The organism is Thermus caldilimi, assembly GCF_004684245.1.
In the GTDB taxonomy this organism is placed as follows: Bacteria; Deinococcota; Deinococci; order Deinococcales; family Thermaceae; genus Thermus; species Thermus caldilimi.
In genome coordinates this window covers 144,814-167,905 of sequence record NZ_CP038452.1, presented here as the reverse complement: position 1 = coordinate 167,905, position 23,092 = coordinate 144,814, and the positions used below count along the sequence as shown (strand labels likewise).

The window sequence follows — 23,092 nt, the reverse complement described above, 5'->3', positions numbered from 1 at the left end:
TTGGGGGGCCCTTGGTACCCACCTAGCCTACCTCCTCCAATACCCTTGCCCGCAGGAAGGGCATCATGGCCCGAAGCCTCGCCCCCACCTCCTCGATGGGGTGCTCCTTCCAGCGCTTGCGGTTCGCCTCTAAGACCGGCTGGCCCACCTGGTTTTCCAGCATCCACTCCCGGGCGAACTCCCCGGACTGGATCTGCCGGAGGATCTCCCGCATGCGCTTCTTGGTTTCCTCCACCGGCACCGAAACCTCGCCCCGGGTGTAATCCCCGTACTCGGCGGTATTGGAGATGGAGTAGCGCATCCCGGCGAAGCCCGCCTCGTAGATGAGGTCCACAATGAGCTTCACCTCGTGCACCGTTTCAAAGTAGGCCATCTCCGGAGGGTAGCCCGCCTCCACCAGGGTTTCAAACCCCGCCTGGATGAGCCGGGTAAGCCCCCCGCAAAGCACCGCCTGCTCCCCGAAGAGGTCGGTTTCCGTTTCGTCCTTGAAGGTGGTGGGGATGACCCCAGCCCGGGCCGCCCCTATGGCCTTGGCGTAGGCCAAGGCGGTGGGGAAGGCCGAACCCGAAGCATCCTGGTGCACGGCCACCAGAGCCGGCACCCCACTTCCCTTCACGTACTCGCTCCGCACCAGGTGGCCAGGCCCCTTAGGGGCCACCATCCAGACGTCCAGGTCCCGCCTGGGCTTGATCTGGCCGAAGTGGATGTTGAAGCCGTGGGCGAAGGCCAAAGCTGCCCCCTCCTTAAGGTTGGGCTCGATCTCCTCCCGGTAAACCCGGCCCTGGGTCTCGTCGGGAAGGAGGACCATCACGATGTCCGCCTCCCGCACCGCCTCGGCCACGGAAAGGACCCTAAGGCCCATGGCCTCCGCCTTGGCGGCGCTTTTAGACCCGGGCCTAAGCCCCACCCGCACGTCCACCCCCGACTCCTTAAGGTTCAAGGCGTGGGCGTGCCCCTGGGAGCCGAAGCCCAGCACCGCCACCTTCTTGCCTTGGATGAACCCCAGATCCGCGTCGTGCTCGTAGTAGATCTTCATACCGCCTCCCGTTTTTCCCTGACCTTAAGGGTGCGCTCCCCGCGGCTCATGGCCACCGCTCCGGTGCGCATGACCTCGAGGATCCCGTAAGGCCTAAGGGCCTCGATGAAGGAGTCTATCTTCTTGGAGTCCCCGGTGAGCTCCAGGATCAGGCTTTTCTGGGCCACATCCACCACCCGGGCCCGGAAGGCTTCCTGGATGTCCTTCACCGCCAATCTTTCCTCCACCCCGGCCACGTGGACCTTTACCAGGGCCAGCTCCCGCTCCACATGGGGCTCGGCGTGGTCCGTCACCTTCAAAACCTCGATCAGGCGGTTCAGCTGTTTTTCCACCTGCTCCAGGGTGCGGTCGTCCCCCGAGACCACCAGGCTGATGCGGGAAAGCCCCGGCACATGGGTGGTCCCCACCGCCAGGCTCTCCAGGTTGAAGCCCCGGCGGGCGAAAAGGCCCGTGATGCGGTTCAAAACCCGGGGGTGGTCCTGCACCAACACGGAGATCACGTGCCTCACGCCTCCACCTCCTCCCTTTCCGCCGGGTGTTCCAGGATCATGTCCTCCGCCGCACCCCCCGCGGGGATCATGGGGAAGACCCCTTCCTCGTGGTAGACCTTGAACTCCGCCACCACGGGCCCATCGGTGGAAAGCACGGCTTCCACTCCTTTCATCAGATCCTCCTTGCGCTCCACCCTGACCCCCTTGATGCCGTAGGCCTCCGCCAGGCGGGCGAAATCGGGGTTGGAGTCCGCCAGGTAGACCTCGGAGTAGCGCCTGGCGTGGAAGAGGTCCTGCCACTGGCGCACCATGCCCAGATAGCCGTTATTCAGAACCACCACCTTCACGTCCAGCTTGTACTTCACCAAGGTGGCCAGCTCCTGGAGGGTCATCTGGAAGGAACCGTCCCCGTCGAAGTCGATGACCAGTTCCTCCGGCCGGGCCACCTTGGCCCCGATGGCGAAGGGCAGGCCCACCCCCATGGTGCCCAAGCCCCCAGAGGTGATGAAGCTCCTCGGCCGGGTCACGGGAAAGAACTGGGCGGCGAACATCTGGTGCTGCCCCACCCCGGTGGTGACGATGGCATGCCCCCCCGTGGCCTCGGCGAAGGCCTTGATGACCTCCTGGCTCTGCAAGTGGGGCCTGGGTTTCCAGCGCAAGGGGTAGCGGGTGCGCCACTCCTCCAGTTGCCGCCACCAGGAGGCCAGCTTCAGGGGCTTAGCCCCTTTCAGCATCTCCCGAAGCACAAAGCGGGCATCCCCCACGATGGGAATGTGGGTCCGCACCAGCTTCCCGATCTCCGCCGGGTCGATGTCCACGTGGATGATGGTGTGGGCATGGGGGGCAAAACGGGAAACCTTCCCCGTGACCCGGTCGTCAAAGCGGAGGCCGATGGCCAGGATCACGTCCGCATGGTGGATGGCCCGGTTAGCGGCCACGGTGCCGTGCATGCCCGGCATCCCCAGCCAAAGGGGGTGATTGCCAGGGAAAGCCCCCAGGCCCATGAGGGTGGTGATCACGGGGATTCCCGTCCTTTCCGCGAAGGCCAGAAGCTCCCCGTGGGCGTGCTGGGCCCCACCCCCCACCATGAGGATGGGCCTTTCCGCCTTCTCCAGGGCCTCGAGGGCCCGCTCGATCTGCTTGGGGTGGCCCCTGGTGGTGGGCTTGTACCCGGGAAGGTCCAGCTCCACATCAAAGGTACCGGTGAATTCCGCCAGCTGCACATCCTTGGGCAGATCGATCAGCACCGGCCCCGGCCTCCCGCTCGAGGCGATGTGGAAGGCCTCCCGCACCACCCCGGGGATGTCGTTCGCCTCCTGCACCAGGTAGTTGTGCTTGGTGATGGGCATGGTGACCCCGGTGACGTCCGCCTCCTGGAAGGCGTCGGTACCGATGAGGCTCCGGGGCACGTTCCCGGTGATGGCCACCACGGGGGTAGAGTCCATGTAGGCATCCGCCAGGCCGGTCACCAGGTTCAAGGCCCCGGGACCGCTGGTGGCCATCACCACCCCCACCTTGCCCGAAGCCCGAGCGTAGGCGGTGGCGGCGTGGACTCCCCCTTGTTCGTGCCGCACCAGGATGTGGCGGATCCCGCTGTCGTAAAGGGCATCGTAGACGGGCATGATGGCCCCACCCGGGTGGCCGAAGATGACCTCCACCCCTTCCCGCTCCAGCGCTTTCAAAAGTGCCTCCGCTCCCTTCATCTCCCCCTCCTAAACCAAGACCCCCCGGATTCTCCGGGGGGTCTTGGATGCGCCCTAAAACGCTACACCCTACCCCCCGCTGGCCCTACGATTAGGACCAGGCCTAGGGATAGGACGAGGCCGAAGCGCATCTTGGGCTTTATCCTAGCCCCCTTTGTGAAGGGTGTCAAGAGCCCAAGCGGCGGGCGATGGCGGCTATGGCCACCCTTGCGTGCTCCCGGCCGTTTTCGATAAACACCGTGCGGGTGTCCGGCCCAAAGGCACTGGAGCCGATGGCAAAAAGCCCCTTGCGGGAGGTTTCCCATTCCGGGGAAAGCCAGGGTTTCTCCCCCTCGTAGCGCACCCCCGCCCTCCTAAGGAGATGGTCTTCCGCCCGGTAGCCGATCTGGACCAGGACGAAGTCGGCCTCCAAGAACTCCTCCCCTTGGGGTCTTTCCAGGACGAGGCCCTCCGGGGTGATGGCTTTGACCCTGGCCTCCATCACCGCCAGAATGCTCCCCTCCTTCACCCGGTTTTCGAAGTCGGGAAGGAGCCAGTACTTCACGCTGGGGCGCACCCACTTGCCCCGGTGGACCAAGGCCACCTGGGCCCCGCCCCGGTACAGGTCCAAGGCCACCTCCACCGCCGAGTTGCTCCCCCCCACCACCGCCACCTTGCGGCCGAAGAAGGGGGCTGCCTCCTCGTAGCGGTACAGCACGTGCGGCAGGTCCTCCCCCGGCACCCCTAAGCGGTTAGGGTTCCCAAAGTAGCCCGTGGCCACCACCACGTACCGGGCAGGGAAAGCCTTCTCCCCAAACCGGTCCCGGGCCAAGACCTTAAAGGCGCCCTCCTCCCCTTCCACACCCACCGCCTCCGTATAGGTGAGGACCCGAAGCCCCTCGCGTTCCGCCACCTTCTGGTAGTAGAGGAGCGCCTCGAGGCGGGTGGGCTTGGGCCCCTGGGACACCAGGGGATGGCCTCCGATCTCGATGTTTTTGGCCTCGGAGAAGAAGACCATCTGCCGGGGAAAACGGTAGAGGGTCTCCGCCACCGTGCCCCTTTCCAGGATCAGGTGGCTCAGGCCCTGGCGCTTGGCCTCGAGGGCCGCCGCCAGCCCTACAGGCCCCGCCCCCACCACCAGCACATCCACCATGCCCCTGAGTTTAAAGGACCTTGTAGACTTTCTCCCGTGGAATGGCTCACAAGCCCCGAGGTCTGGGTGGCCTTCCTCACCCTCACGGTGCTGGAAGTGGTCCTGGGCGTGGACAACGTGATTTTCATCAGCATCCTGGCCTCCAAGCTGCCGCAGGAAGAGCAGGACCGAGCCCGCGTGGTGGGCATCTCCCTGGCGGCGGTTACCCGGATCCTCTTTCTCCTTTCCATCGCCTGGATCATGGCCCTGAAAAAGCCCCTCTTCGCCCTCTTGGGCCACGAGGTTACCGGAAAGGACCTGGTGCTGATCGCCGGAGGGCTTTTCCTCCTCTACAAGTCGGTGCGGGAAATCCACGAGAAGCTGGAAGGAGAACCGGGCCACGCCATCAAAAGGGTGGCCCCCTCCTTCGCCGCAGTGATCGGGCAGGTGCTTCTTCTGGATATCGTTTTCTCCATAGACTCCGTCATCACCGCCGTGGGCCTCACCCCCCATGTGCCGGTGATGGTGGCGGCCATCCTCACCTCGGTGGCGGTGATGCTCCTGGCCTCCAAGGGCATCTACGCCTTCGTGAACCGTCACCCCACGGTGAAAATGCTGGCCCTCGCCTTCCTTCTCCTCATCGGCTTCACCCTGGTGGCCGAGGGCACGGGGGTGCACATCCCCAAGGGGTACATCTACTTCGCCATGGGCTTCGCCGTGCTGGTGGAGTGGCTGAACCTTCGTGCAGGGCTTAGGGGGAAACCCGTCAAGCTCCACGAGCCCTACGAGGAGGAAGCGTAAAATCGAGCTGGAGGTGCCTTATGGAATACCGGATTGAGCGGGACACCATGGGCGAGGTCAAGGTACCAGCGGACCGCTACTGGGGTGCCCAGACCCAGCGCTCCCTCGAGCACTTCAAAATAGGGGCCTTTCGCTTCCGCATGCCCCTGGAGGTGATCCGCGCCTACGGGATGCTGAAGAAAGCGGCGGCCAGAGCCAACTTAGAACTGGGGGAACTTCCCGAGGAAATCGCGAGGGCCATCATCCAGGCGGCGGAGGAGGTCATCCAGGGGAAGCTGGACGACCACTTCCCCCTGGTGGTCTTCCAGACGGGAAGCGGCACCCAGACCAACATGAACGTGAACGAGGTCATCGCCAACCGGGCCTCGGAGCTTCTGGGGAAGCCCCTGGGCTCCAAGTACGTTCACCCCAACGATCACGTGAACCGGGGCCAGAGTTCTAACGACACCTTCCCCACCGCCATGTACGTGGCCGTGGCTTTGGCCCTCCACCAGAGGTTTTACCCGGCAACGGAGGCCCTCATCGCCACCTTTGAGGAAAAGGCCAAGGCCTTTGACGGCATCGTGAAGGTGGGCCGCACCCACCTCATGGACGCGGTGCCCATCACCCTGGGGCAGGAGGTGGGGAGCTGGGCGGCCCAGCTCAAGAACACCCTGGCCATGGTCAAGGAGGCGGAAAAAGGACTTTATAACCTGGCCATTGGGGGCACGGCGGTGGGCACGGGCCTGAACGCCCATCCCCATTTTGGTGAGCTGGTGGCCCAGTACCTGGCCGAGGAAACGGGCCTCCCCTTCCGGGTGGCGGAAAACCGCTTCGCCGCCTTGGCCGCCCACGACGAGCTGGTGCACCTTATGGGGGCCCTCAGGACCTTGGCCGGGGCCCTCATGAAGATCGGCAACGACATCCGCTGGCTGGCCTCCGGGCCCTACGGGGGCATCGGGGAGATCTTCATCCCTGCCAACGAACCCGGAAGCTCCATCATGCCCGGCAAGGTGAACCCCACCCAGGTGGAGGCCCTCACCATGGTGGTGGTGCGGGTCTTCGGCAACGACCACACGGTGGCCTTCGCCGGAAGCCAGGGGAACTTCCAGCTCAACGTCTACAAGCCGGTGATGGTGGATGCCGCCCTCGAGTCCATCAAACTCCTGGCCGACGCCATGGAGTCCTTCAACGAGAACCTGGCTAAAGGCATCGAGCCCAACCTGGAGCGAATAGAGGAACACCTCCAGAAAAACCCCATGCTGGCCACCGCCTTGAACAAGGCCATCGGCTACGACAAGGCGGCGGAAATTGTGAAGAAGGCTATAAAGGAAAAGAAGACCCTGAAGCAAGCTGCCCTAGAGCTGGGTTACCTCACGGAGGAGGAGTTTGACCGCATCGTAGTTCCCGTGAGGCTGGCCAAACCTCATGAGGCTTGAGGTCATTTGTGAGAACGCCCACCCCGCTTGGGGTGGGCACTACTATAGTGAGGTTTGGGAGGTGAGGTATGCCGTATCCGTTTAAGCTACCGGAACTGGGTTACCCGTACGAGGCCCTCGAGCCCCACATCGACGCCAAGACCATGGAGATCCACCACCAGAAGCACCATGGGGGCTACGTGGCTAACCTCAACGCTGCCTTGGAGAAGTACCCCTACCTGCACGGGGCCGAAGTGGAGACCCTGCTCCGTCACCTGGCCGCCCTGCCCGCGGACATCCAGACCGCGGTGCGCAACAACGGGGGCGGGCACCTGAACCACAGCCTCTTCTGGGAACTCCTCACCCCTGGGGGGGCCAAGGAGCCCGTAGGGGAGCTAAAAAAGGCCATCGACGAGCAGTTTGGCGGCTTCCAAGCCCTAAAGGAAAAGCTCACCCAGGCGGCCATGGCCCGCTTCGGCTCCGGCTGGGCCTGGCTGGTCAAGGATCCCTTCGGCAAGCTCCACGTCATCTCCACCCCCAACCAGGACAACCCCATCATGGAGGGGTTCACCCCCATCGTGGGCATCGACGTCTGGGAGCACGCCTACTACCTCAAGTACCAAAACCGCCGGGCCGACTACCTGCAGGCCATTTGGAACGTGATCAACTGGGACAAGGCGGAAGAAATCTACAAGCGGGGCTAAACCTCGCCGTCTTGGCCCGGGGCCCTTGGCCCCGGGCTATGTTTTTAGGATTCGCCTTACCGCCTCCTCCAAGGCCTCCACCGCCTCTCGCACCCGCCAGGCCCCCTTGTCCCGCGCCCCGGCGGGGTTGGAAATGGCCCTGAGCTCCGCCCCCCGCACCCCCAGGGCCAGGCAGGCCCGGGCGAAGGCCGCCCCCTCCATGCTCTCCACCTGGGCCCCCCAACGGGAGGCCAGGGCCTCCGCCTCCTCCGGGCTTTCCGTGACCAGATCCCGGGTGAGGCCCACCGCCACCTTAAAGCCCAGGGCCTGGGCCATCTCCCCCGTGAGGCCCGGATCAAGGGGAAAGCGGTTGTAGAAGGTCTTTCCCTGGAGGACCAGAGCGGGGAACCCCAGGGGCTCAAGCCCCCCGCGAAGCCCCAGGTCCGCCTCCACCTCCTCCCCCACCAAGACGGCCTCCCCTAGGGCCAGACCCGAGCCCGGGTAAGCCCCGGCGATGCCAAAAAGCAAGGCTTTCTCCACCGGGTTTTGGCTGGCCCAGGCCGCCAGGGTGAGGGCCGCGTTCACCTTGCCGATACCGGTTTCCAGCCAGACAAACCCCTCTCCCCTAAGCCCCTTCCTTTCAAGGAAGGTAAAGGGCTCCCCCTGGAGGAAGGGGGCCTCGAGGGGCGTGGGGGAAAGGAGGAGCCACATCACTCCACCACCTTAAATCCCAAGGCCTCGGCCCGCTCCACGAAGAACTGGATGTTCTCCGCCTTCACCTCGCCCCCCAGGCTCTTGCGATCAAAGGCCTCCTCCGCCGCCAGAATCATGGTCTCGGCCAAGCAGGCGGGCACCTGGTCGGGGGAACCGAAGTGAAGGTCTAGGGTAGCCTTGGCCCTCCCGGGAAGCCGCACCACACCCCCGGGGATGACCCTGACCCCAGGTACCTTTTTAACCGAAGGATGCACGTCGGGGGGCACGCCCTCGTCATAGATCCAGGCCCCTGGCTTCACGTGTTCAGGGTAGATCACCGGGTTCGGATCGCTGGTGGCGGTGAAGACCAAATCCGCCTCCCGAATGGCGGTCACCTCGGTGGTCACCTGGATCTCAGGCGCTTTCCCCTTTCGCTCCAGGTTTTTCCGAAGGCTTTCCGCTGACTTCTCCAGGCGCTCCCGGTCCCGGCCCACCAGGATGAGCCTGCCCACCAGAGGGGCGATCTGTCGGGCGATGCCGAAGGCCACCACCCCGTTCGCCCCCACCACCGCCGCCGTGGTGTTTCCCAGTTCCTTGCCGCCTTGGGCAAAGTGGGCCAGGATACCGGGGATGGCGGCTTTGACGGTGCCCGCGGTGTAGGCCCCCCCGTTCGTCACCTCTATACCCGGCACCGCCTCCTGTACCCTTTTGCCCTTCTCCCCCACCACGCTCCAGAAGGCTCCCAGGCCCACCACCGTGGCCCCAAGCTCCTTGGCGAGCCTGGCCCCTTGGATGGCCCGCCTTACCGCCAGCTCCGGCTTAGCCTTGATCTGGTGGGGCAGAAGGGGAGCGGAGATGAGGTGGCACAGAACCTCCCGGCCATCCGCCGTCCTCACTCCCCTCACCTCCCCCACCTTCATGGGGCGGAAAAGCTCCGCCAAACGTTCCATCCAGGCCTGCCGCAAAAGCCCCAGGCGCACCAGAGGACGGGCCCAGCGGAAGCGGGGGCTTTGCCAGAAATCCTCCACCGTAAGGGGATGGATGAGGAAGGCGCAGACCACCTGCCTTTCCGAGGGCAAGGGCATGGGGTTACCGAGCCTGGGCTCGGTGCCTTCCAGGATACGGCCCAGGTTCTCCTTGTAGCGCCAAAGGGCGAGGAGGAAGAGGAGGCCGGAAAGAAGCTTCTCCTGAAGTCCAAACCCGCCGAAGAGGGCGACCCCAAAGAGGCCCAGGGGAAGCCCCAGGGCCCCCAAGGAGGCGTACCCCGTGAGGGCGTAGAGGGCGAGGGCCAGGGCCACGGGCACCATCCCTAGGGCCGGAGCCAAAGGTAAACCCGCCAGGATCCCGAGGAGCACCCCCGCCCCCTTAGCCCGGAGGGGCCAGGGATCGCGGAAGAAGAGGGGATAAAGGTGGCCCAGGTAAACCGCCACCCCCAGGGCCAAAAGCTCCGGAAAACCAAGGCCCAAGGCCCGGCCCAAGGCCAGGGGCAGGTACCCCTTGAGGAAGTCCAGGAGAAAGGTCAAGAGGGTGAGTCCCAAGCCCAGCCGCTTCAGGGCGGTTTCCAAGCCCAGGGCGTAGGGGCTTGCCGTGCGCAAGTCCACCCCCCGCCGCCTGGCCAGCCAGTACCCCAAGGGCAAGGCGCCCAGGGCATAGGAAAGGGGCAAAAGGACGAACATCATCGCAGGTAGTTTAGCCCGGCCACCGCCCCACCCGTAAGGAGGAAAACGATAAGCCCGGCAGCCAGCACCCCCAGGGAGATGGCCAGGAGGGCGTAGCGCCTTTTTAGACCCAAGACCACCGCCAGCACCGCCCCGCTCCAGGCCCCGGTGCCCGGCAAGGGCACGGCCACGAAGAGGAAAAGGCCCAGGGCCCCCAGGCGCTGCACCTGCTCTTCCCCCTTAAGGCGCACCCGGGCCTCGAGGGCCGCCCAGAGTTTGGCCAGGAAGGGCACCCGGATCAAAAGCGCCACCGCCCAAGGCAAAAGGAAGAGGGCCACCGGGGCCACCAGCAGGTTGCCCAAGAGGGCCAGCAGGAAAGCCTCTCCTGGGGAAAGCCCCAGGGCCACCCCCAGGGGAATGGCTCCCCTCAGCTCCACCACCGGCAGGGCGGCCACCAGGACCACGTAGAGTTCAGGAGGCATGCTCACAAAAGGAAACCCGCCGCCAGATCGGGACGGGATCCGGACGGCGGATCACGGGAAACAATGCCTTAGGCGCGGGCTGCCTTGGCCTTCTCCACCAGCTCGGCAAAGGCCCGGGGCTCCCGCACCGCCAAATCGGCCAGCACCTTGCGGTCCAGCTCCACCCCCGCCCGCTTCAGGCCGTGGATAAAGCTGGAGTAGTTTAGGCCGTGCTGGCGGCAGGCGGCATTAATGCGCACGATCCAGAGCTTGCGGAAATCCCGCTTCTTGCGCTTGCGGTGGGCATAAGCGTAGTTGCCCGCGGCGAAGAGGGTTTCCCGGGCCTTGCGGACGCTCTTGGAGCGAAGGCCCCAGTAGCCCTTGGCCAGCTTAAGGATCTTCTTGTGCTTCCTGCGGCGAACGACACCGGTTTTGGCGCGCGGCATCCTCTACCTCCTCACTCGTAGGGCAGAAGGAGCTTTACCCGCTCCGCCTCCGCCTGGGCCAGGGCGAACCTCCGCCCCTTCTGGCGGATGACCTTCCCGGACTTGTGCCAGTTGAGGTGCCGCTTTCCCGTCTTCATGGCCATCACCTTGCCCGAAGCGGTCACCTTCACCCGCTTCTTGGCGCCCTTGTGGGTCTTCATCTTCGGCATACCCTTCCTCCAAGCCCTGGGAAGCGCCCCACAGGGGGTCTTGCAGGCTCCCCAAAGCCCTCACACTATACCAAAGGGAAACGAAAAGGTCTAGGCTTTCGCCATTTAGCCCCCATGGGGCTGACCTAGGCTTACGCCATTTAGCCCTTCCGGGGCTGGCCTAGGCGGATACCTTGGCCGGGGCCAGGAGCATGTTCATATCCCGGCCCAAGAGTTCGGGCTTCATCTCCACCACGGCCAGGCCCTTCAGGTCCTCGGCCACCCGCTCGAGAAGCCTCTCCCCTAGCTCGGGATGGGACATCTCCCTTCCCCGGAACATGATGGTGACCTTGACCTTGTGGCCTTCGGCCAAAAAGCGCTTGATATGGTTCAGCTTGGTCTGATAGTCGTGGTCGTCGATCTTGACCCGGAACTTGATGGACTTCACCTCGGTGCGCTTGGCCTTCTTGCGGGCCTCCTTCTCCGCCACCTGCTGCTCGTAGCGCCACTTGGAGTAGTCCATGATGCGGGCCACGGGCGGATCGGCGGTGGGACCCACCAGCACGAGATCCAGGTCCTGCTCCTGGGCCAGGCGCAAGGCCTCCCGGGTGTCCATAATGCCCAGCTGCTGCCCATCGGCCCCGATGACCCGCACCTGCCGTGCGCGAATGCGTTCGTTAACCAGATACTCCTTTATCTACACCACCTCCTAGCCCGCGGGCTCTCCCTGCATGGCTTGCGGGCTAAGGGGAGTGTAGCAGGAAAACCCCAGCGCCTACAATGGGGGCATGGTTCAGCTGGAGAAAGGTCGGATCTATCGGGTTTTCCTCAACGATCCAGAACGGCGAAACCCCCTTTCCCCCGAGATGGTGGAGGGGCTTTTGCAGGCCCTCGAGGAAGCGGAGAGAGATCCCGAGGCCCGGGTCCTGGTCCTTTCGGGCCGGGGAAGCGCCTTCAGCGCCGGGGCCGACCTGGCCTTCTTGGAAAAGGTGACGGAGCTGGGAGCCGAGGAGAACTACCGCCACTCCCTTTCCCTCATGCGCCTCTTCCACCGCCTCTACACCTTCCCTAAGCCCACGGTGGCGGCGGTGAACGGCCCGGCGGTGGCGGGAGGAGCGGGCCTGGCCACCGCCTGCGACCTGGTGGTCATGGACCAAGAGGCCAAGCTGGGCTACACCGAGGTAAAGATCGGCTTTGTGGCCGCCTTGGTCTCGGTGATCCTGGTGCGGGCCGTGGGGGAGAAGGTGGCCAAGGACCTCCTCCTCATGGGCAGGCTCATGGGGGCCGAGGAGGCCAAGGCTCTTGGGCTGGCGAACCGCGTGGCCCCTCCTGGCAAGGCTCTGGAGGAGGCTTTGGCCCTGGCGGAGGAGCTGGCCAAAAATGCCCCCACCTCCTTGCGCCTCAGCAAGGAGCTCCTCTTGGCCCTCCCGGGGATGGGCCTGGAGGACGGCTTCCGCCTGGCGGCCTTGGCCAACGCCTGGGTGCGGGAGACAGGGGACCTCAAGGAGGGCATCCGGGCCTTCTTTGAGAAGCGGCCCCCTAGGTTCTGAAAAGGCATAGCCTTGGAGCGGTAGGAGGGTTTTGGACACCCGGCAAGGGCTATACTCCCCTTATGGGCCTTGTTCCCCCCTGCTTCATCACCGAGATCGTGGAGAAGGACCTGCGGGAAGGGAAGTACGAGAAGCTCCTTACCCGCTTTCCTCCAGAACCCAACGGCTATTTGCACATCGGCCACGCCCGGAGCATCGTGCTGAACTTCGGCCTGGCCCTGGACTTTGGTGGAGAGTGCAACCTGCGCTACGACGACACCAACCCGGAAACGGAAAAGGAGGAGTACGCCCGGGCCATAGAAGAGGATGTGCGCTGGCTGGGCTTCACCCCCGATCGGGTCCTCTACGCCTCCGACTACTTTGAAACCATGTACCAGTGTGCCCTCGAGCTCATCCGGGAGGGCAAGGCCTACGTGGACGACCTCTCGGAAGAGGAGATGAGCGAGCTCAGAGCCCAGGGAAAGCCAAGCCCCTACCGGAACCGGAGTGTGGAGGAAAACCTGGAACTCTTTGAAAGGATGCGCCGGGGGGAGTTCCCCACGGGAAGCCGGGTTCTAAGGGCCAAGATTGACCCCGCCCACCCCAACTTCAAGCTGCGGGACCCCGTGCTCTACCGCATCGTGCACGCTCCCCACTACCACGCCGGGGACCGGTGGGTGGTCTACCCCATGTACGACTACGCCCATCCCCTGGAGGACTTCATCGAGGGCGTCAGCCACTCCCTTTGCACCCTGGAATTTGAGAACAACCGGGCCATCTACGACTGGGTGATCGAAAACCTCAAGGGGAAGTGCGGCCTGCCCCTCGCCCCCAGGCCCTACCAGTACGAATTCGCCCGCCTGGACCTCACCCACACGGTGCTCTCCAAGCGGAAGCTCATCCGGCTCGTGGAAGGGGGGTACGTGTGGGGTTGGGACGACCCCAGGCTCCCCACCCTAAGGGCCCTACGCCGGCGGGGGGTGCGGCCTGAGGCCATAAGGGAGTTCGTGCGGCGCACGGGGATCTCCAGGAACGAGGCCCTCATCGAGATGGAGCTCTTTGAGGAGGTGGTGCGGGACGACCTGAACCCCATCGCCCCCAGGGTCCTAGGGGTACTGGACCCCCTAAGGGTGGTCCTTACCAACTATCAGGGGGAGGAGTGGCTAGAAGCCCCCTACTGGCCCCGGGATATCCCTAGGGAGGGAACAAGGGCCCTGCCCTTCTCCCCCGAGCTCTACATCGAGCGGTCCGACTTTAGCCTGAATCCGCCCAAGGGCTGGAAGCGCTTCGCCCCGGGGCAAAGGGTGCGCCTACGGCACGCCTACGTGCTGGAGCTGGAGGACGCGGTGGAGGAAGGGGGGGAGGTGCGTCTCCTCAAGGCCCGCATCGTTCCCGGCACCCTGGGGGCCAACCCCGAGGACGGGGTGAAGCCCAAAGGGGTCATCCACTGGGTTTCCGCCCGCCACGCCCTGCCCGTGGAGTTCCGGCTCTACAACCGGCTCTTCCTCACGAAGGACCCGGAAGAGGGCGGGGATTTCCTCAAGAACCTGAACCCAAGGGCCCTCGAGGTCCGGCGGGGTTTCATCGAGCCCAGCGTCCTCCAGGACCCCAAGGACACCCGCTACCAGCTGGAGCGCCTCGGCTACTTCTGGCAAGACCCGGTGGACTCGAGGCCCGAGGCCCTGGTGATGAACCGCATCGTGCCCCTCAAGGAGGGGTACCGGGCCTAAAGCCCCACGCTCAAGCCCACCGCCCCCCCGAGGCCGAAGCCCTGGGCGGGAGCCAGGTAGTAGGTGGGGTGGAGCTCGGCGTAGACCCCCACGAAGGGGAGGGGCAGGTTGAGCCAGGTGCCGAGGACCGCCCGCAGGCCTCCTTGGCCCCGGGCGTCCTGGGGCAGGGTGAGGCCAGGACCGCTGCCGTAAAAGGCCCCAAGCCCCAGGTAGAGGTCGGTGAGGGGCACCTTGAGGAGGAGGTCCGCCCCGCCCCCCAGGGCCTCGAGGCCCACGCCCCCGTAGACCCGCCCATCCAGCAGGAGGGGCACCAGGGGAAAGCGCAATCCCCCCTGCACCCCAAAAGGGCTTCCCCCGCTCACCTCAGCCCGCTGGGCCAGACCCAAGGCCAAAGCCACCGAAAACACCGCAAGCCACCTACGCACGCCGCACCTCCTCTAAAAGTACCTCCACCCGGGCCATCCGGGCCCGGTGGGCCCCGGGTTCGTAATCCACCAGGACCCCATCCACCTTGAGCATGCCCAAGGCCCTGAGGAAGGCTTCCTTCAAGGCAGGGCTTTCCAGGGCACTTACCCGCATCCCTAGCTCAGGATGCCGGGCCAGGAAGCTCTGGGCCAGGGCCTCGGAAGTCCAGATACCGGAAAGCCTCTGCCCCAAGACCTCCAACACAAGGTGTTCCCCAGGCTCCCCCTCCAGGATGTACCAGGGCCCCGAGAGATCCATCCCCGGCATAATACCCCTCGTGAGGCTGGACCGCTACCTGGTGGAAAGGGGCCTAGCGGAAAGCCGGGAGAAGGCCCAGAGGCTTATCCAATCCGGCCAGGTCAAGGTGGCCGGGCAGGTGGTGACCAAGCCCGCCCACAGGGTGCCGGAAGGAGCCCAGGTGGAGGTCCTCTCCCCGGAAAGGTACGTGAGCCGGGGGGCCTACAAGCTCCTGGGTGCCCTCGAGGCCTTCTCCCTGGAGGTGAAGGACCAGGTGGCCGCGGACCTTGGGGCCAGCACCGGCGGGTTCACCCAGGTGCTCCTGGAAAGGGGCGCCCGGCGGGTCTATGCGGTGGACGTGGGCAGGAATCAGCTCCATCCCCGCCTAAGGGAGGACTCCCGGGTGGTGAGCCTCGAGGAGCAGGACGCCAGGGACCTCCTTCTTCCCGAGCCCGTGGACCTGGTGGTGATGGACGTGTCCTTCATCTCCTCCACCCTGCTTCTGCCCAAGGTAAAGGAGCTCCTTAAGCCGGGAGGCGAGGCCCTCGTCCTGGTGAAGCCTCAGTTTGAACTGGGCCCGGGAGCGCACAAGGGAGTGGTGCGGGAGGAAGGCCTCCGGCAAAAGGCCCTGGCCCGGGTACGGGAGCAGGCCCAGGAACTGGGCTATCAGGCGCTGGGGGAAAGGGAAAGCCCCTTGCCGGGTAAGGAAGGAAACCGGGAGTTCTGGCTCTGGCTTAAGGTCCCTTAAGCCACTCCTCGGCGATCTGCACCGCATTGAGGGCCGCCCCCTTCAGGAGCTGGTCCCCCACCACGAAGAAGTCCAGGCCGTTGTCAAAGGCCAGGCTTTGCCGGATCCTGCCCACCTCCACCGCCCACTTGCCGCTGGCCGTGAGGGGCATGGGGTAGCGCCGGGCCTGGGGTTCGTCCACCACCTCCACCCCGGGGGCCTGGGCCAGGACCTCCCGGGCCGCCTCCGGGGTAACAGGGCGCTCGAACTCCACGCTCACCGCCTCCGCGTGGGCCCTCAGGGTGGGCACCCGCACCGCGGTGGCGCTGATGCGGAGGGAGGCATCCCCGAAGATCTTGTGGGTCTCCCACACCACCTTCATCTCCTCCCGGGTGTAGCCGTTTTCCTGGAAGGCGTCGATGTGGGGGAGGACGTTGAAGGGCAGGGGGTGGGCGAAGACCTCAGCCTTGGGGGCCTCCCCGTGGAGGTAGCGGTGGGTCTCGTGGAGGAGCTCCTCCATCCCCTTGGCCCCCGCGCCGCTGGCCGCCTGGTAGGTGGCCACGATGACCCTCTTGGCCCGGAAGGCCCGGTGCAACGGCCAGAGGGCCATGGCCAGGATGGCCGTGGTGCAGTTGGGGTTGGCGATGATGCCCTGGTGCCGGAAGATCTCCTGGCGGTTCACCTCCGGCACCACCAGGGGCACCTGGGGCTCGTAGCGCCAGGCGCTGGAGTTGTCGATCACCAAGGCTCCCCCTTGGGCCCAGACCGGGGCCAGGGCCTTGGAGAGGGAACCCCCGGCGCTCGCCAAGACCAGGTCCACGGGCAAGGGCCCCTCGGGGAGGGGCTCCACCGGGATGGCTTCCCCCCGGAAGGAGATGGTCCTGCCCGCGGAGCGGGGGGAGGCGTACAGCCTCAGTTTGCTCAAGGGAAAGTTGCGGGCCTCGAGGACCTTCAGCATCTCTTGCCCCACGGCCCCCGTGGCCCCCACCACCGCCACCCTCATGCCCCGCCCTCCTCGCTGAGGCTTATCTCCTCCCACATCACCTTGGCGTGGGCCCAAAGGTGGGTAAGGCTGTGGAGGATCTCCTCCTCCAAGACCTTCCTCTCTTCCTCTCCAGCTCCCTTGAACCGCTCATAGAGGACGCGGAGGTGGTCCACCTCCCCGAAAAGCTCCTGCCAGAAGGCTTCGGGGATGCCTACGACCCCCTCAGCCTGCGGATGAGCCGCCTTCGTTCCCTTTCCCATACCCGGATCTCCCTCTCCCACTTCCCAATGAGGCCCCAGTCCGGCTGGGACTTCTCCAGCTCCGCCCTGATCTTCTCCTGGTGTGCCTGGATCTGCCGCTCCAAACCCTCCAACCGCTTGCGGATATGCTTGTTGATGCCCACGTCGCCACCCGGCAAACTGTTGTTCTTTAGTTTACCACTTGAGCCTCTCTCGCAAAAACCCTTCCAGCTCGTCCACGTGAAGCCGGATCTGCTCCATGGTGTCCCGGTCCCGCACCGTGACCGTGTCCTTGAGCCGGGTGGTCCCGTCCTTGCTCTGACCGATGGTGTCGTAGTCCACGGTGATGGCGAAGGGGGTGCCCACCTCGTCGTGGCGGCGGTAGGCCTTGCCGATGTTGCCGGTGTCCTCGTAGAGGATGCGCCCGAGGCCCAGGCCCTGGAGGCGGGCCTTCAGGGCCTTGGCGTAGCCGGTGATCTCCGGGCGGTTCTTGGCCAGGGGGATGACCGCGGCCTTGATGGGGGCGAGCTGGGGCTTGAGCCGGAGGACGATGCGTTCCTCCCCACTCGGAAGCTCCTCCCGGGTGAAGGCCTCGGCCATGAGGGCGAGGACCCCCCGGTCCACCCCCGCGGAGGGCTCGATCACGTAGGGCACGAACCACTTCCCGGTGTCGGGGTCGCGGTAGGCGAGGCGGGCGGTGGAGTGCTCGTTTTTCAGCACCCGGGCGCTGATGCCAAGCTCCTCCTGGTCCTTGGTGTGGCTTCCCAGGTCAAAGTCCGTGCGGTTGGCGATCCCCTCCAGCTCCTCGAGGCCGTGGGGAAAGCGGTAGAGGAGGTCCACCGTGGCCTTGGCGTAGTGGGCAAGCTCCTCGGGGGGCTGCTGGTAGGGGACCAGGTTCTCCCGGCTCAGGCCCATCTCCTGCCACCAGCGAAGCCTTTCCTCCACCCAGTAGCGGTGCCAGTACTCGTCCTCCCCCGGGCGGACGAAGTACTCGATCTCCATCTGCTCGAACTCCCGCACCCGGAAGATGAAGTTCCTGGGGGTGATCTCGTTGCGGAAGGCCTTGCCGATTTGGGCGATGCCAAAGGGGAGCTTGCGGCTGGTGCTATCCAGGACGTTCTTGAAGTTGATGAAAATGCCCTGGGCCGTTTCTGGGCGCAAGTAGGCCAGGGAAGCTTCGTCCTCCACCGGGCCCACGTAGGTCTTGAACATCATATTGAAGTAGCGGGGCGGGGTCCAGTCCCCAGGCTCCAAGGTGGCGGGATCCAGCACCCCAGCTGCGGTCATGGCCCCCCAGCCCTTTCTGGGGCCTGCATCATGGCCTGGACCAGGGCATGAAGGTTACCCTCCTCCACCTCCATGGCCCGGTAGAGCCGCCCCAGGAGCCCCTCCGGTTGTTCCTTGAGGAGGTGGTCCAGGCGGTAGCGCTTCTTAGTGAGGCGGTTGTCCACCATGGGGTCGGCAAAAGTGGCCTCGTGGCCGGAATAGTGGAGGACCAGGCGATGGGTGAGGATGCTGGCATCCAACCCCTCCATGTCGTCCCGCTCGTAGACGTTCCTGCGCCACCAGGCCTGCTTCAGGTTGTTCTTGAGCTCCACCCCCAAAGGACCGTAGTCGTAGGTCCCCTGGAGGCCCCCGTAGATCTCGGAGCCCTGAAAGATGAACCCCCTGCGTTTGCAAAGCGCCACCAGTTCATCAAGACTACTCGCCGGCATCGTCCCTCCCGAAAGGGGGCTTGGCCCCCGGTTAAAGGGCATCTTACCGGATGCTGGGCCCTTTTTGCTCCTGGCAGCCCCGGCCAAGGACCTTCCCCAAGGCCAAGGTAATCCCAGGCGCAAACTCCACCGCGGGCTCCATTAGGCTAGAATGTGGGAAGAGGGGAGCATGAACAGGTACGACGATCGCGCCAGGCTGGTTTTTCACTACGCAAGGGAGGAGGGGAGCCGCTTAGGCCACTCCATGATCGGCCCAGAGCACCTCCTCCTGGGCCTGATGCGCGAGGGGGGTACCGCGGCCCGCATCCTCCAGGAGTACGGGGCAAGCCTCGAGGCCATGCGCCGTATGGTGGAGGAGCTGGTGGGCCGCGGGGAGGGAAGCCGCACCGGAGAACCCCCTGCCATTACGCCCAGGGCCAGGCGGGTCATGGAGCTGGCCAGCGCCGAGGCCCGCAACATGGGGGCCCCGGTGATCGGCACCGAGCACATCCTCCTGGGCATCATCCGCGAGGGGGACGGGATCGCCTACCGCATCCTTTCCCACTTCGCCAAGGACGTGGACGCCATCCGCTGGCGTATCCTCTCCATGGCCGAGGGCCGGGAACGGGAAAAGCCGGTGAACACCCCCTTCCTGGACGAGTACGGCCGCGACCTCACCAAGGAAGCCCGGGAAGGCAAGCTGGACCCGGTGATCGGCCGGCAGGAGGAGATCAACCGGGTGATCCAGATCCTGGCCCGGCGCACCAAGAACAACCCGGTCCTCATCGGGGACCCTGGGGTGGGCAAGACCGCCATCGTGGAGGGCCTGGCCCAGGCCATCGTGGAGGGCCGGGTACCCCCCATCCTCAAGGGGGCGCGGGTGGTGGCCCTGGACCTGGCGGGGGTGGTGGCGGGCACCAAGTACCGGGGGGAGTTTGAGGAACGCCTCCGCCAGATCATTGAGGAACTCAAGAACGCCAAGGTCATCGCCTTTATCGACGAGCTCCATACCCTGATCGGGGCCGGGGGGGCAGAGGGCACCTTGGACGCCGCCAACATCCTGAAGCCCGCCTTGGCCCGGGGGGAGATCCAGGTGATCGGAGCCACCACCACGGGGGAGTACCACCGCTACATCGAGAAGGACGCCGCCCTGGAGAGGCGCTTCCAGCCGGTGATCGTCTTGGAGCCTTCTCCGGAGGAGACCCTGGAGATCCTGAAAGGGCTAAGGCCCCGCTACGAGGCTCACCACGGGGTCATCATCCCCGACGAGATCCTGGAGCTTTCCGTGAAGATCGGCATCCGCTCCCTCCCCGGGCGCAACTTCCCCGATAAGGCCATCGACCTCATCGACGAGGCGGCGAGCCGGGTGCGCCTCAACGCCTCCCTGGGCCTCCCCGTGGCCGAGGAGGAGGACGGAACCCCCATGGTCACCCGGGAGGACATCGAGGCGGTGGTGGACTCCTGGGGCGGAGTCTACGTGGACGACAAGGACGACGAGAAGCTCATGCGCCTCGAGGAGGAACTCAGAAAGCGGGTGGTGGGCCAGGAGGAGGCCATCCGTGCCCTGGCCAGCGCCCTCCGTCGGGCCCGGGTGGGCCTTGGGGGGAGGACCCGGGTGGCGGCCAGTTTCCTCTTCGTGGGGCAAAGCGGGGTGGGCAAGACCCAGCTGGCCAAGGCCCTGGCCGAGGTCCTCTTCGGCTCTGAAAGGGCCCTCATCCGCTTTGACATGTCCGAGTTCCAGGAGCCCCACTCCGTCTCCAAGCTGATCGGGGCCCCTCCGGGCTACGTGGGCTACGAGCAGGGGGGCCGGCTCACGGAGGCGGTGCGCCGCCAGCCCTTCAGCGTGGTGCTCCTGGACGAGATCGAGAAGGCCCACCCCGATGTGTACAACACCTTCCTACAGGTGCTGGACGAAGGCCGCCTCACGGACGGCATGGGGCGCACCGTGGACTTCCGCCGGGTTATCCTCATCATGACCTCCAACACCGGCTACAACGTGGGCCCGGCCATCGGCTTCACCAGCAAGGAAGTGGACACGGAATCCCCCCTCAAGGCCCTCTTCACCCCCGAGTTCCTGGACCGCCTGGACGAGGTCATCCGCTTCCGCCCCCTCACGGAAGAAGAGCTGGTGCAGGTGGCCCGGATGATGCTGGAGGACATCCAGAAGGAGCTCAAGGGTCGGGACATCATCGTGCGCTTTTCCCCCGAGGTGGCCCGCTTCGTGGTGGAGCAGGCCCCCAAGACGGGGAGTGCCCGGGCCATCCGGAGCATCATCCGGGAACGCATCGAAGATCCCCTCTCCCTGGCCCTCCTCAAAAAGCCCACCGGTCACCTCTACGTGAACGTGGAGGATGGGCACCTGGCCTTCCACGAGGTGGAGGGGGAGGAGCTTTTGGTCTAGATGTTCCCAGGAATCCCAAGGCCCTGCCTCCTCCCGAGGGGGCCGCTTTTTCTTGGGCCCCTAGAGGCTTGAACCCATGGCCAGGACCTCCTACGCCTGCGTGGAATGCGGTTACCGCACCCCCAAGCCCCTGGGGCGGTGCCCGGCCTGCGGCGCCTGGGACAGCTTCCAGGAAGTAGCCCCCTCCCCCGCCCGTGCCCCATCCCGCCAAGCCCACCTGGAAGCCCCCTCGCCGATTCCCCTTTCCCAGGTGAACGAGGCCGAGGAGAAGCGCTTTTCCTCGGGTCTTTCTGAGGTGGACCGGGTCCTGGGCGGGGGGTTCGTGCCGGGGGAGGTGGTCCTCCTGGGGGGGGAACCCGGGGTGGGCAAGAGCACCCTTCTTCTGGAGCTGGCCAAGCATCTTACCCGGAAGGTCTACTACCTGGCCGGGGAAGAGTCCCCAGCCCAGATCAAGCTCCGGGCCAGGAGGCTCGGGGTGGAAGAGCTCCTCCTCCTAAAGGAAGTCCGCTTGGAACCCCTTCTTTCCCTCCTGGAACGGGACCCTCCCGAGGTGCTTTTTGTGGACTCCATACAGACCATCGAGGCGGGGGGAAGCCCTGGCAGCCTGGTGGCGGTGCGGGAGGCCACCCATGCCTTCGTGCGCCTGGCCAAGGAGGGAGGCATCACCACCCTTTTGGTGGGCCACGTGACCAAGGAGGGGGTGGTGGCCGGGCCCAAGAGCATTGAGCACGCGGTGGACGCCACCCTCTACCTGGAAACCGCCGGGGTCTACCGGGTGCTGAGGAGCGCCAAGAACCGCTTCGGCCCCGTGGGGGAGCTCGGGGTCTTTCGCATGGAGGAGGAGGGCTTGGTGGAGGTGAACAACCCCTCGGAGGCCTTTCTCCTAGAAAGACCTTTGGGGGTGCCGGGAAGCGCCGTGGCCCTGGCCCTGGCGGGGGAACGGGCCTTGGCCCTCGAGGTCCAGGCCCTGGCCGCCAAGACGCCCTTCCCCGCCCCCAGGCGGGTGGTGCAGGGCCTGGACGCCAGGCGGGTGGACATGGTCCTGGCAGTCCTGGAAAGGCGGCTTGGTCTCCCCTTGGGAAACCTGGACATCTACGTGAATCTGGCCGGGGGGCTTAGGGTTTTGGACCCAGGCCTAGATCTGGCGGTGGCCCTGGCGGTGTATTCTGCGGTGGTGGGCAAGGCCCTACCCCCGGACCTCGCCCTGGTGGGCGAGGTGGGGCTTTTGGGCGAGGTGCGAAGCGTCATGGGACTGGAAAGGCGGCTTAGGGAAGGGGAGCGGGCGGGGTTTTCCCGTTTTGTGCACCCGGGGAACACCCGCTCCTTGGGGAAAGCGGTGGAGCAGTACCTGGGATGAGCCCCCAACTCCTCTTCTACCTCCTTTTCGCCTTCCTGGGCTACCAGCTGGCGGTGGCCCTGGAGGGCCTAGGCCTCCTTCCCCGCTCGGCTGGCCTCCTCTCCCTCAACCGCCTCTATCTGAGCCTGGCAGGTTTCCTGGCAGGGGTTCTCCTGGCCCCCAGACTGGAAAACTTCTGGGAAAAGCGGCTTGGGCGCCTCAGGGAGCTTCCCCCGGAATTGCCGGTGGCCCTGACCCTGGGAGCTACCCTGGGGCTTCTCTTTACCGTGCTCCTCACCAGCCTCCTTTCCCAGATCCCAGGGTTTTCCCCTTACCATAGCCTCCTCTTGGCCCTGTTCCTGGTGGGGCTCTTCAGCTACCTGGCCCTGGGGTACAAGGACTACTTGCGCTTACCGCAAAAGCCACCCCGACCCCTGGGGGGTAAGGTGCTGGACACCAGCGTCCTGGTGGACGGCCGCGTGGCGGAGGTGGCGGCCACGGGTTTCCTGGAAGGCCCCCTTTATGTGCCCCACTTCGTGCTGAAGGAGCTCCAGCACTTCGCCGATAGCCAAGACCCCCTAAAGCGGGCCAAGGGCCGGCGGGGGTTGGAAACCCTGGAGCGGCTCAAGGAGACCGCGGGCCTCGAGGTGCTGGAGGAGATCCCCAAGGGGGAAAGCGTCGACGAAAAGCTCCTCTTCCAGGCCCGCTCCTTGGGCGCCGCCCTGGTGAGCAACGACCTGGCCCTCTTGCAGATGGCCAGGATCTACGGGGTAAAGGCCCTTTCCGTCCAGGCCCTGGCCCAGGCCCTAAGGCCCCAGCTCCAGGTGGGGGACACCCTGAAGCTCCTGATCATGAAGGAGGGGAAAGAGCCCCACCAAGGGGTGGGCTACCTGGAGGATGGCTCCATGGTGGTGGTGGACGGGGGCATCCGCTACCGGGGGCAGGAGATCGAGGTGGTGGTCACCCAGGCCATCCAGACCCAGGTAGGGCGCCTCTTCTTCGCCCGGCCCGCCGCGGAAGCCTAAGGAACCCCCTAAAGGGCCCTTCCCTGCCCTCTGGACCCCTCCGCCCGCACAGGGTG

General features: G+C 65.5%; 24 protein-coding genes and 1 pseudogene. 9 read left to right on the top strand and 16 right to left on the bottom strand.

Annotation, left to right across the window (positions count from 1 at the left end):
* Positions 1 to 22: 22 nt before the first annotated feature.
* The 4 genes from ilvC to EBI04_RS00800 form a co-directional block, all read right to left on the bottom strand.
* A complete protein-coding gene (ilvC, locus tag EBI04_RS00820; protein ID WP_135255638.1) occupies positions 23 to 1,036 on the bottom strand; it encodes a ketol-acid reductoisomerase in 1,014 nt (337 codons plus the stop codon).
* Entirely contained in the window at positions 1,033 to 1,545 is a 513-nt protein-coding gene (ilvN, locus tag EBI04_RS00815) for an acetolactate synthase small subunit (protein WP_135255637.1), read from the bottom strand. Before ilvN ends, ilvC begins: the two co-directional genes overlap by 4 nt.
* Positions 1,542 to 3,230, bottom strand: a complete 1,689-nt coding sequence (gene ilvB / locus EBI04_RS00810) for a biosynthetic-type acetolactate synthase large subunit (protein WP_135255636.1) — start codon at positions 3,228 to 3,230, stop codon at positions 1,542 to 1,544. Before ilvB ends, ilvN begins: the two co-directional genes overlap by 4 nt.
* A gap of 166 nt (positions 3,231 to 3,396) precedes the next feature.
* Positions 3,397 to 4,362: a YpdA family putative bacillithiol disulfide reductase gene (locus tag EBI04_RS00800; protein WP_135255635.1), complete on the bottom strand. Its 966-nt coding sequence runs from the start codon at positions 4,360 to 4,362 to the stop codon at positions 3,397 to 3,399.
* 36 nt (positions 4,363 to 4,398) lie between these two features.
* Here EBI04_RS00800 and EBI04_RS00795 point away from each other — a divergent pair, with 36 nt between their 5' ends.
* The 3 genes from EBI04_RS00795 to EBI04_RS00785 all read left to right on the top strand — a co-directional run bounded on the left by EBI04_RS00795 (position 4,399) and on the right by EBI04_RS00785 (position 7,243).
* Positions 4,399 to 5,142, top strand: a complete 744-nt coding sequence (locus tag EBI04_RS00795) for a TerC family protein (RefSeq protein WP_135255634.1) — start codon at positions 4,399 to 4,401, stop codon at positions 5,140 to 5,142.
* Positions 5,143 to 5,162: 20 nt separating this feature from the next.
* Positions 5,163 to 6,560, top strand: a complete 1,398-nt coding sequence (gene fumC, locus EBI04_RS00790; RefSeq protein WP_135255633.1) for a class II fumarate hydratase — start codon at positions 5,163 to 5,165, stop codon at positions 6,558 to 6,560.
* Positions 6,561 to 6,628: 68 nt separating this feature from the next.
* Positions 6,629 to 7,243, top strand: a complete 615-nt coding sequence (locus tag EBI04_RS00785; RefSeq protein ID WP_135255632.1) for a superoxide dismutase — start codon at positions 6,629 to 6,631, stop codon at positions 7,241 to 7,243.
* Between the two features lie 36 nt (positions 7,244 to 7,279).
* Here EBI04_RS00785 and mqnB read toward each other — a convergent pair whose 3' ends face one another.
* The 6 genes from mqnB to infC form a co-directional block, all read right to left on the bottom strand.
* The gene (gene mqnB / locus EBI04_RS00780) at positions 7,280 to 7,933 is read right to left on the bottom strand and encodes a futalosine hydrolase (protein ID WP_135255631.1); all 654 of its coding nucleotides are present in this window, start codon (positions 7,931 to 7,933) and stop codon (positions 7,280 to 7,282) included.
* Positions 7,933 to 9,594 (bottom strand): glycerol-3-phosphate acyltransferase, encoded by a 1,662-nt coding sequence (locus tag EBI04_RS00775; RefSeq protein ID WP_135255630.1) that lies wholly within the window; start codon positions 9,592 to 9,594, stop codon positions 7,933 to 7,935. Before EBI04_RS00775 ends, mqnB begins: the two co-directional genes overlap by 1 nt.
* Entirely contained in the window at positions 9,591 to 10,055 is a 465-nt protein-coding gene (locus EBI04_RS00770; protein ID WP_135257827.1) for a COG2426 family protein, read from the bottom strand. The genes EBI04_RS00775 and EBI04_RS00770 overlap by 4 nt, the downstream gene beginning before the upstream one ends.
* 68 nt (positions 10,056 to 10,123) lie before the next feature.
* On the bottom strand, positions 10,124 to 10,480 hold the full coding sequence (gene rplT / locus EBI04_RS00765; protein WP_135255629.1) for a 50S ribosomal protein L20: 357 nt from the start codon (positions 10,478 to 10,480) through the stop codon (positions 10,124 to 10,126).
* 11 nt (positions 10,481 to 10,491) lie between these two features.
* On the bottom strand, positions 10,492 to 10,689 hold the full coding sequence (gene rpmI / locus EBI04_RS00760) for a 50S ribosomal protein L35 (RefSeq protein ID WP_135255628.1): 198 nt from the start codon (positions 10,687 to 10,689) through the stop codon (positions 10,492 to 10,494).
* Between the two features lie 160 nt (positions 10,690 to 10,849).
* Positions 10,850 to 11,365: a translation initiation factor IF-3 gene (infC, locus tag EBI04_RS00755; protein ID WP_081454909.1), complete on the bottom strand. Its 516-nt coding sequence runs from the start codon at positions 11,363 to 11,365 to the stop codon at positions 10,850 to 10,852.
* Positions 11,366 to 11,456: 91 nt separating this feature from the next.
* Here infC and EBI04_RS00750 point away from each other — a divergent pair, with 91 nt between their 5' ends.
* Positions 11,457 to 12,218 carry an enoyl-CoA hydratase/isomerase family protein gene (locus tag EBI04_RS00750; protein ID WP_135255627.1) on the top strand — a complete coding sequence of 254 codons (762 nt, stop codon included), beginning with the start codon at positions 11,457 to 11,459 and terminating at the stop codon, positions 12,216 to 12,218.
* Positions 12,219 to 12,280: 62 nt separating this feature from the next.
* Complete coding sequence (locus tag EBI04_RS00745) at positions 12,281 to 13,927, top strand: glutamine--tRNA ligase/YqeY domain fusion protein (RefSeq protein WP_135255626.1); 1,647 nt, start codon at positions 12,281 to 12,283, stop codon at positions 13,925 to 13,927.
* Here EBI04_RS00745 and EBI04_RS00740 read toward each other — a convergent pair.
* A complete protein-coding gene (locus tag EBI04_RS00740) occupies positions 13,924 to 14,352 on the bottom strand; it encodes a hypothetical protein (RefSeq protein WP_135255625.1) in 429 nt (142 codons plus the stop codon). The genes EBI04_RS00745 and EBI04_RS00740 overlap by 4 nt on opposite strands.
* The gene (locus tag EBI04_RS00735; RefSeq protein ID WP_135257826.1) at positions 14,345 to 14,650 is read right to left on the bottom strand and encodes a DUF3234 domain-containing protein; all 306 of its coding nucleotides are present in this window, start codon (positions 14,648 to 14,650) and stop codon (positions 14,345 to 14,347) included. Before EBI04_RS00735 ends, EBI04_RS00740 begins: the two co-directional genes overlap by 8 nt.
* Positions 14,651 to 14,669: 19 nt before the next feature.
* Between EBI04_RS00735 and EBI04_RS00730 the strand changes: the two genes are divergently transcribed.
* Complete coding sequence (locus tag EBI04_RS00730) at positions 14,670 to 15,377, top strand: TlyA family RNA methyltransferase (RefSeq protein ID WP_135255624.1); 708 nt, start codon at positions 14,670 to 14,672, stop codon at positions 15,375 to 15,377.
* Here EBI04_RS00730 and EBI04_RS00725 read toward each other — a convergent pair.
* The 4 genes and pseudogenes from EBI04_RS00725 to EBI04_RS00710 all read right to left on the bottom strand — a co-directional run bounded on the left by EBI04_RS00725 (position 15,364) and on the right by EBI04_RS00710 (position 18,295).
* Positions 15,364 to 16,359, bottom strand: coding sequence for an aspartate-semialdehyde dehydrogenase (locus EBI04_RS00725; protein WP_135255623.1), 996 nt, complete (start codon positions 16,357 to 16,359; stop codon positions 15,364 to 15,366). The two genes, EBI04_RS00730 and EBI04_RS00725, sit on opposite strands and share 14 nt — an antisense overlap.
* A complete protein-coding gene (locus EBI04_RS00720; protein WP_135255622.1) occupies positions 16,356 to 16,601 on the bottom strand; it encodes a hypothetical protein in 246 nt (81 codons plus the stop codon). The genes EBI04_RS00725 and EBI04_RS00720 overlap by 4 nt, the downstream gene beginning before the upstream one ends.
* On the bottom strand, positions 16,553 to 16,759 hold the full coding sequence (locus EBI04_RS00715) for a hypothetical protein (protein ID WP_240695333.1): 207 nt from the start codon (positions 16,757 to 16,759) through the stop codon (positions 16,553 to 16,555). The genes EBI04_RS00720 and EBI04_RS00715 overlap by 49 nt, the downstream gene beginning before the upstream one ends.
* A gap of 16 nt (positions 16,760 to 16,775) precedes the next feature.
* A pseudogene (locus EBI04_RS00710) lies at positions 16,776 to 18,295 on the bottom strand (glycine--tRNA ligase).
* 169 nt (positions 18,296 to 18,464) lie between these two features.
* On the opposite strand from EBI04_RS00710, the gene EBI04_RS00705 reads away from it, so the two are divergent.
* The 3 genes from EBI04_RS00705 to EBI04_RS00695 all read left to right on the top strand — a co-directional run bounded on the left by EBI04_RS00705 (position 18,465) and on the right by EBI04_RS00695 (position 23,036).
* Positions 18,465 to 20,675 carry an ATP-dependent Clp protease ATP-binding subunit gene (locus tag EBI04_RS00705; RefSeq protein ID WP_135255621.1) on the top strand — a complete coding sequence of 737 codons (2,211 nt, stop codon included), beginning with the start codon at positions 18,465 to 18,467 and terminating at the stop codon, positions 20,673 to 20,675.
* Between the two features lie 76 nt (positions 20,676 to 20,751).
* Complete coding sequence (gene radA, locus EBI04_RS00700; protein ID WP_135255620.1) at positions 20,752 to 22,032, top strand: DNA repair protein RadA; 1,281 nt, start codon at positions 20,752 to 20,754, stop codon at positions 22,030 to 22,032.
* Positions 22,029 to 23,036 carry a PIN/TRAM domain-containing protein gene (locus EBI04_RS00695; RefSeq protein ID WP_135255619.1) on the top strand — a complete coding sequence of 336 codons (1,008 nt, stop codon included), beginning with the start codon at positions 22,029 to 22,031 and terminating at the stop codon, positions 23,034 to 23,036. Before radA ends, EBI04_RS00695 begins: the two co-directional genes overlap by 4 nt.
* The last annotated feature ends 56 nt before the right edge of the window (positions 23,037 to 23,092 follow it).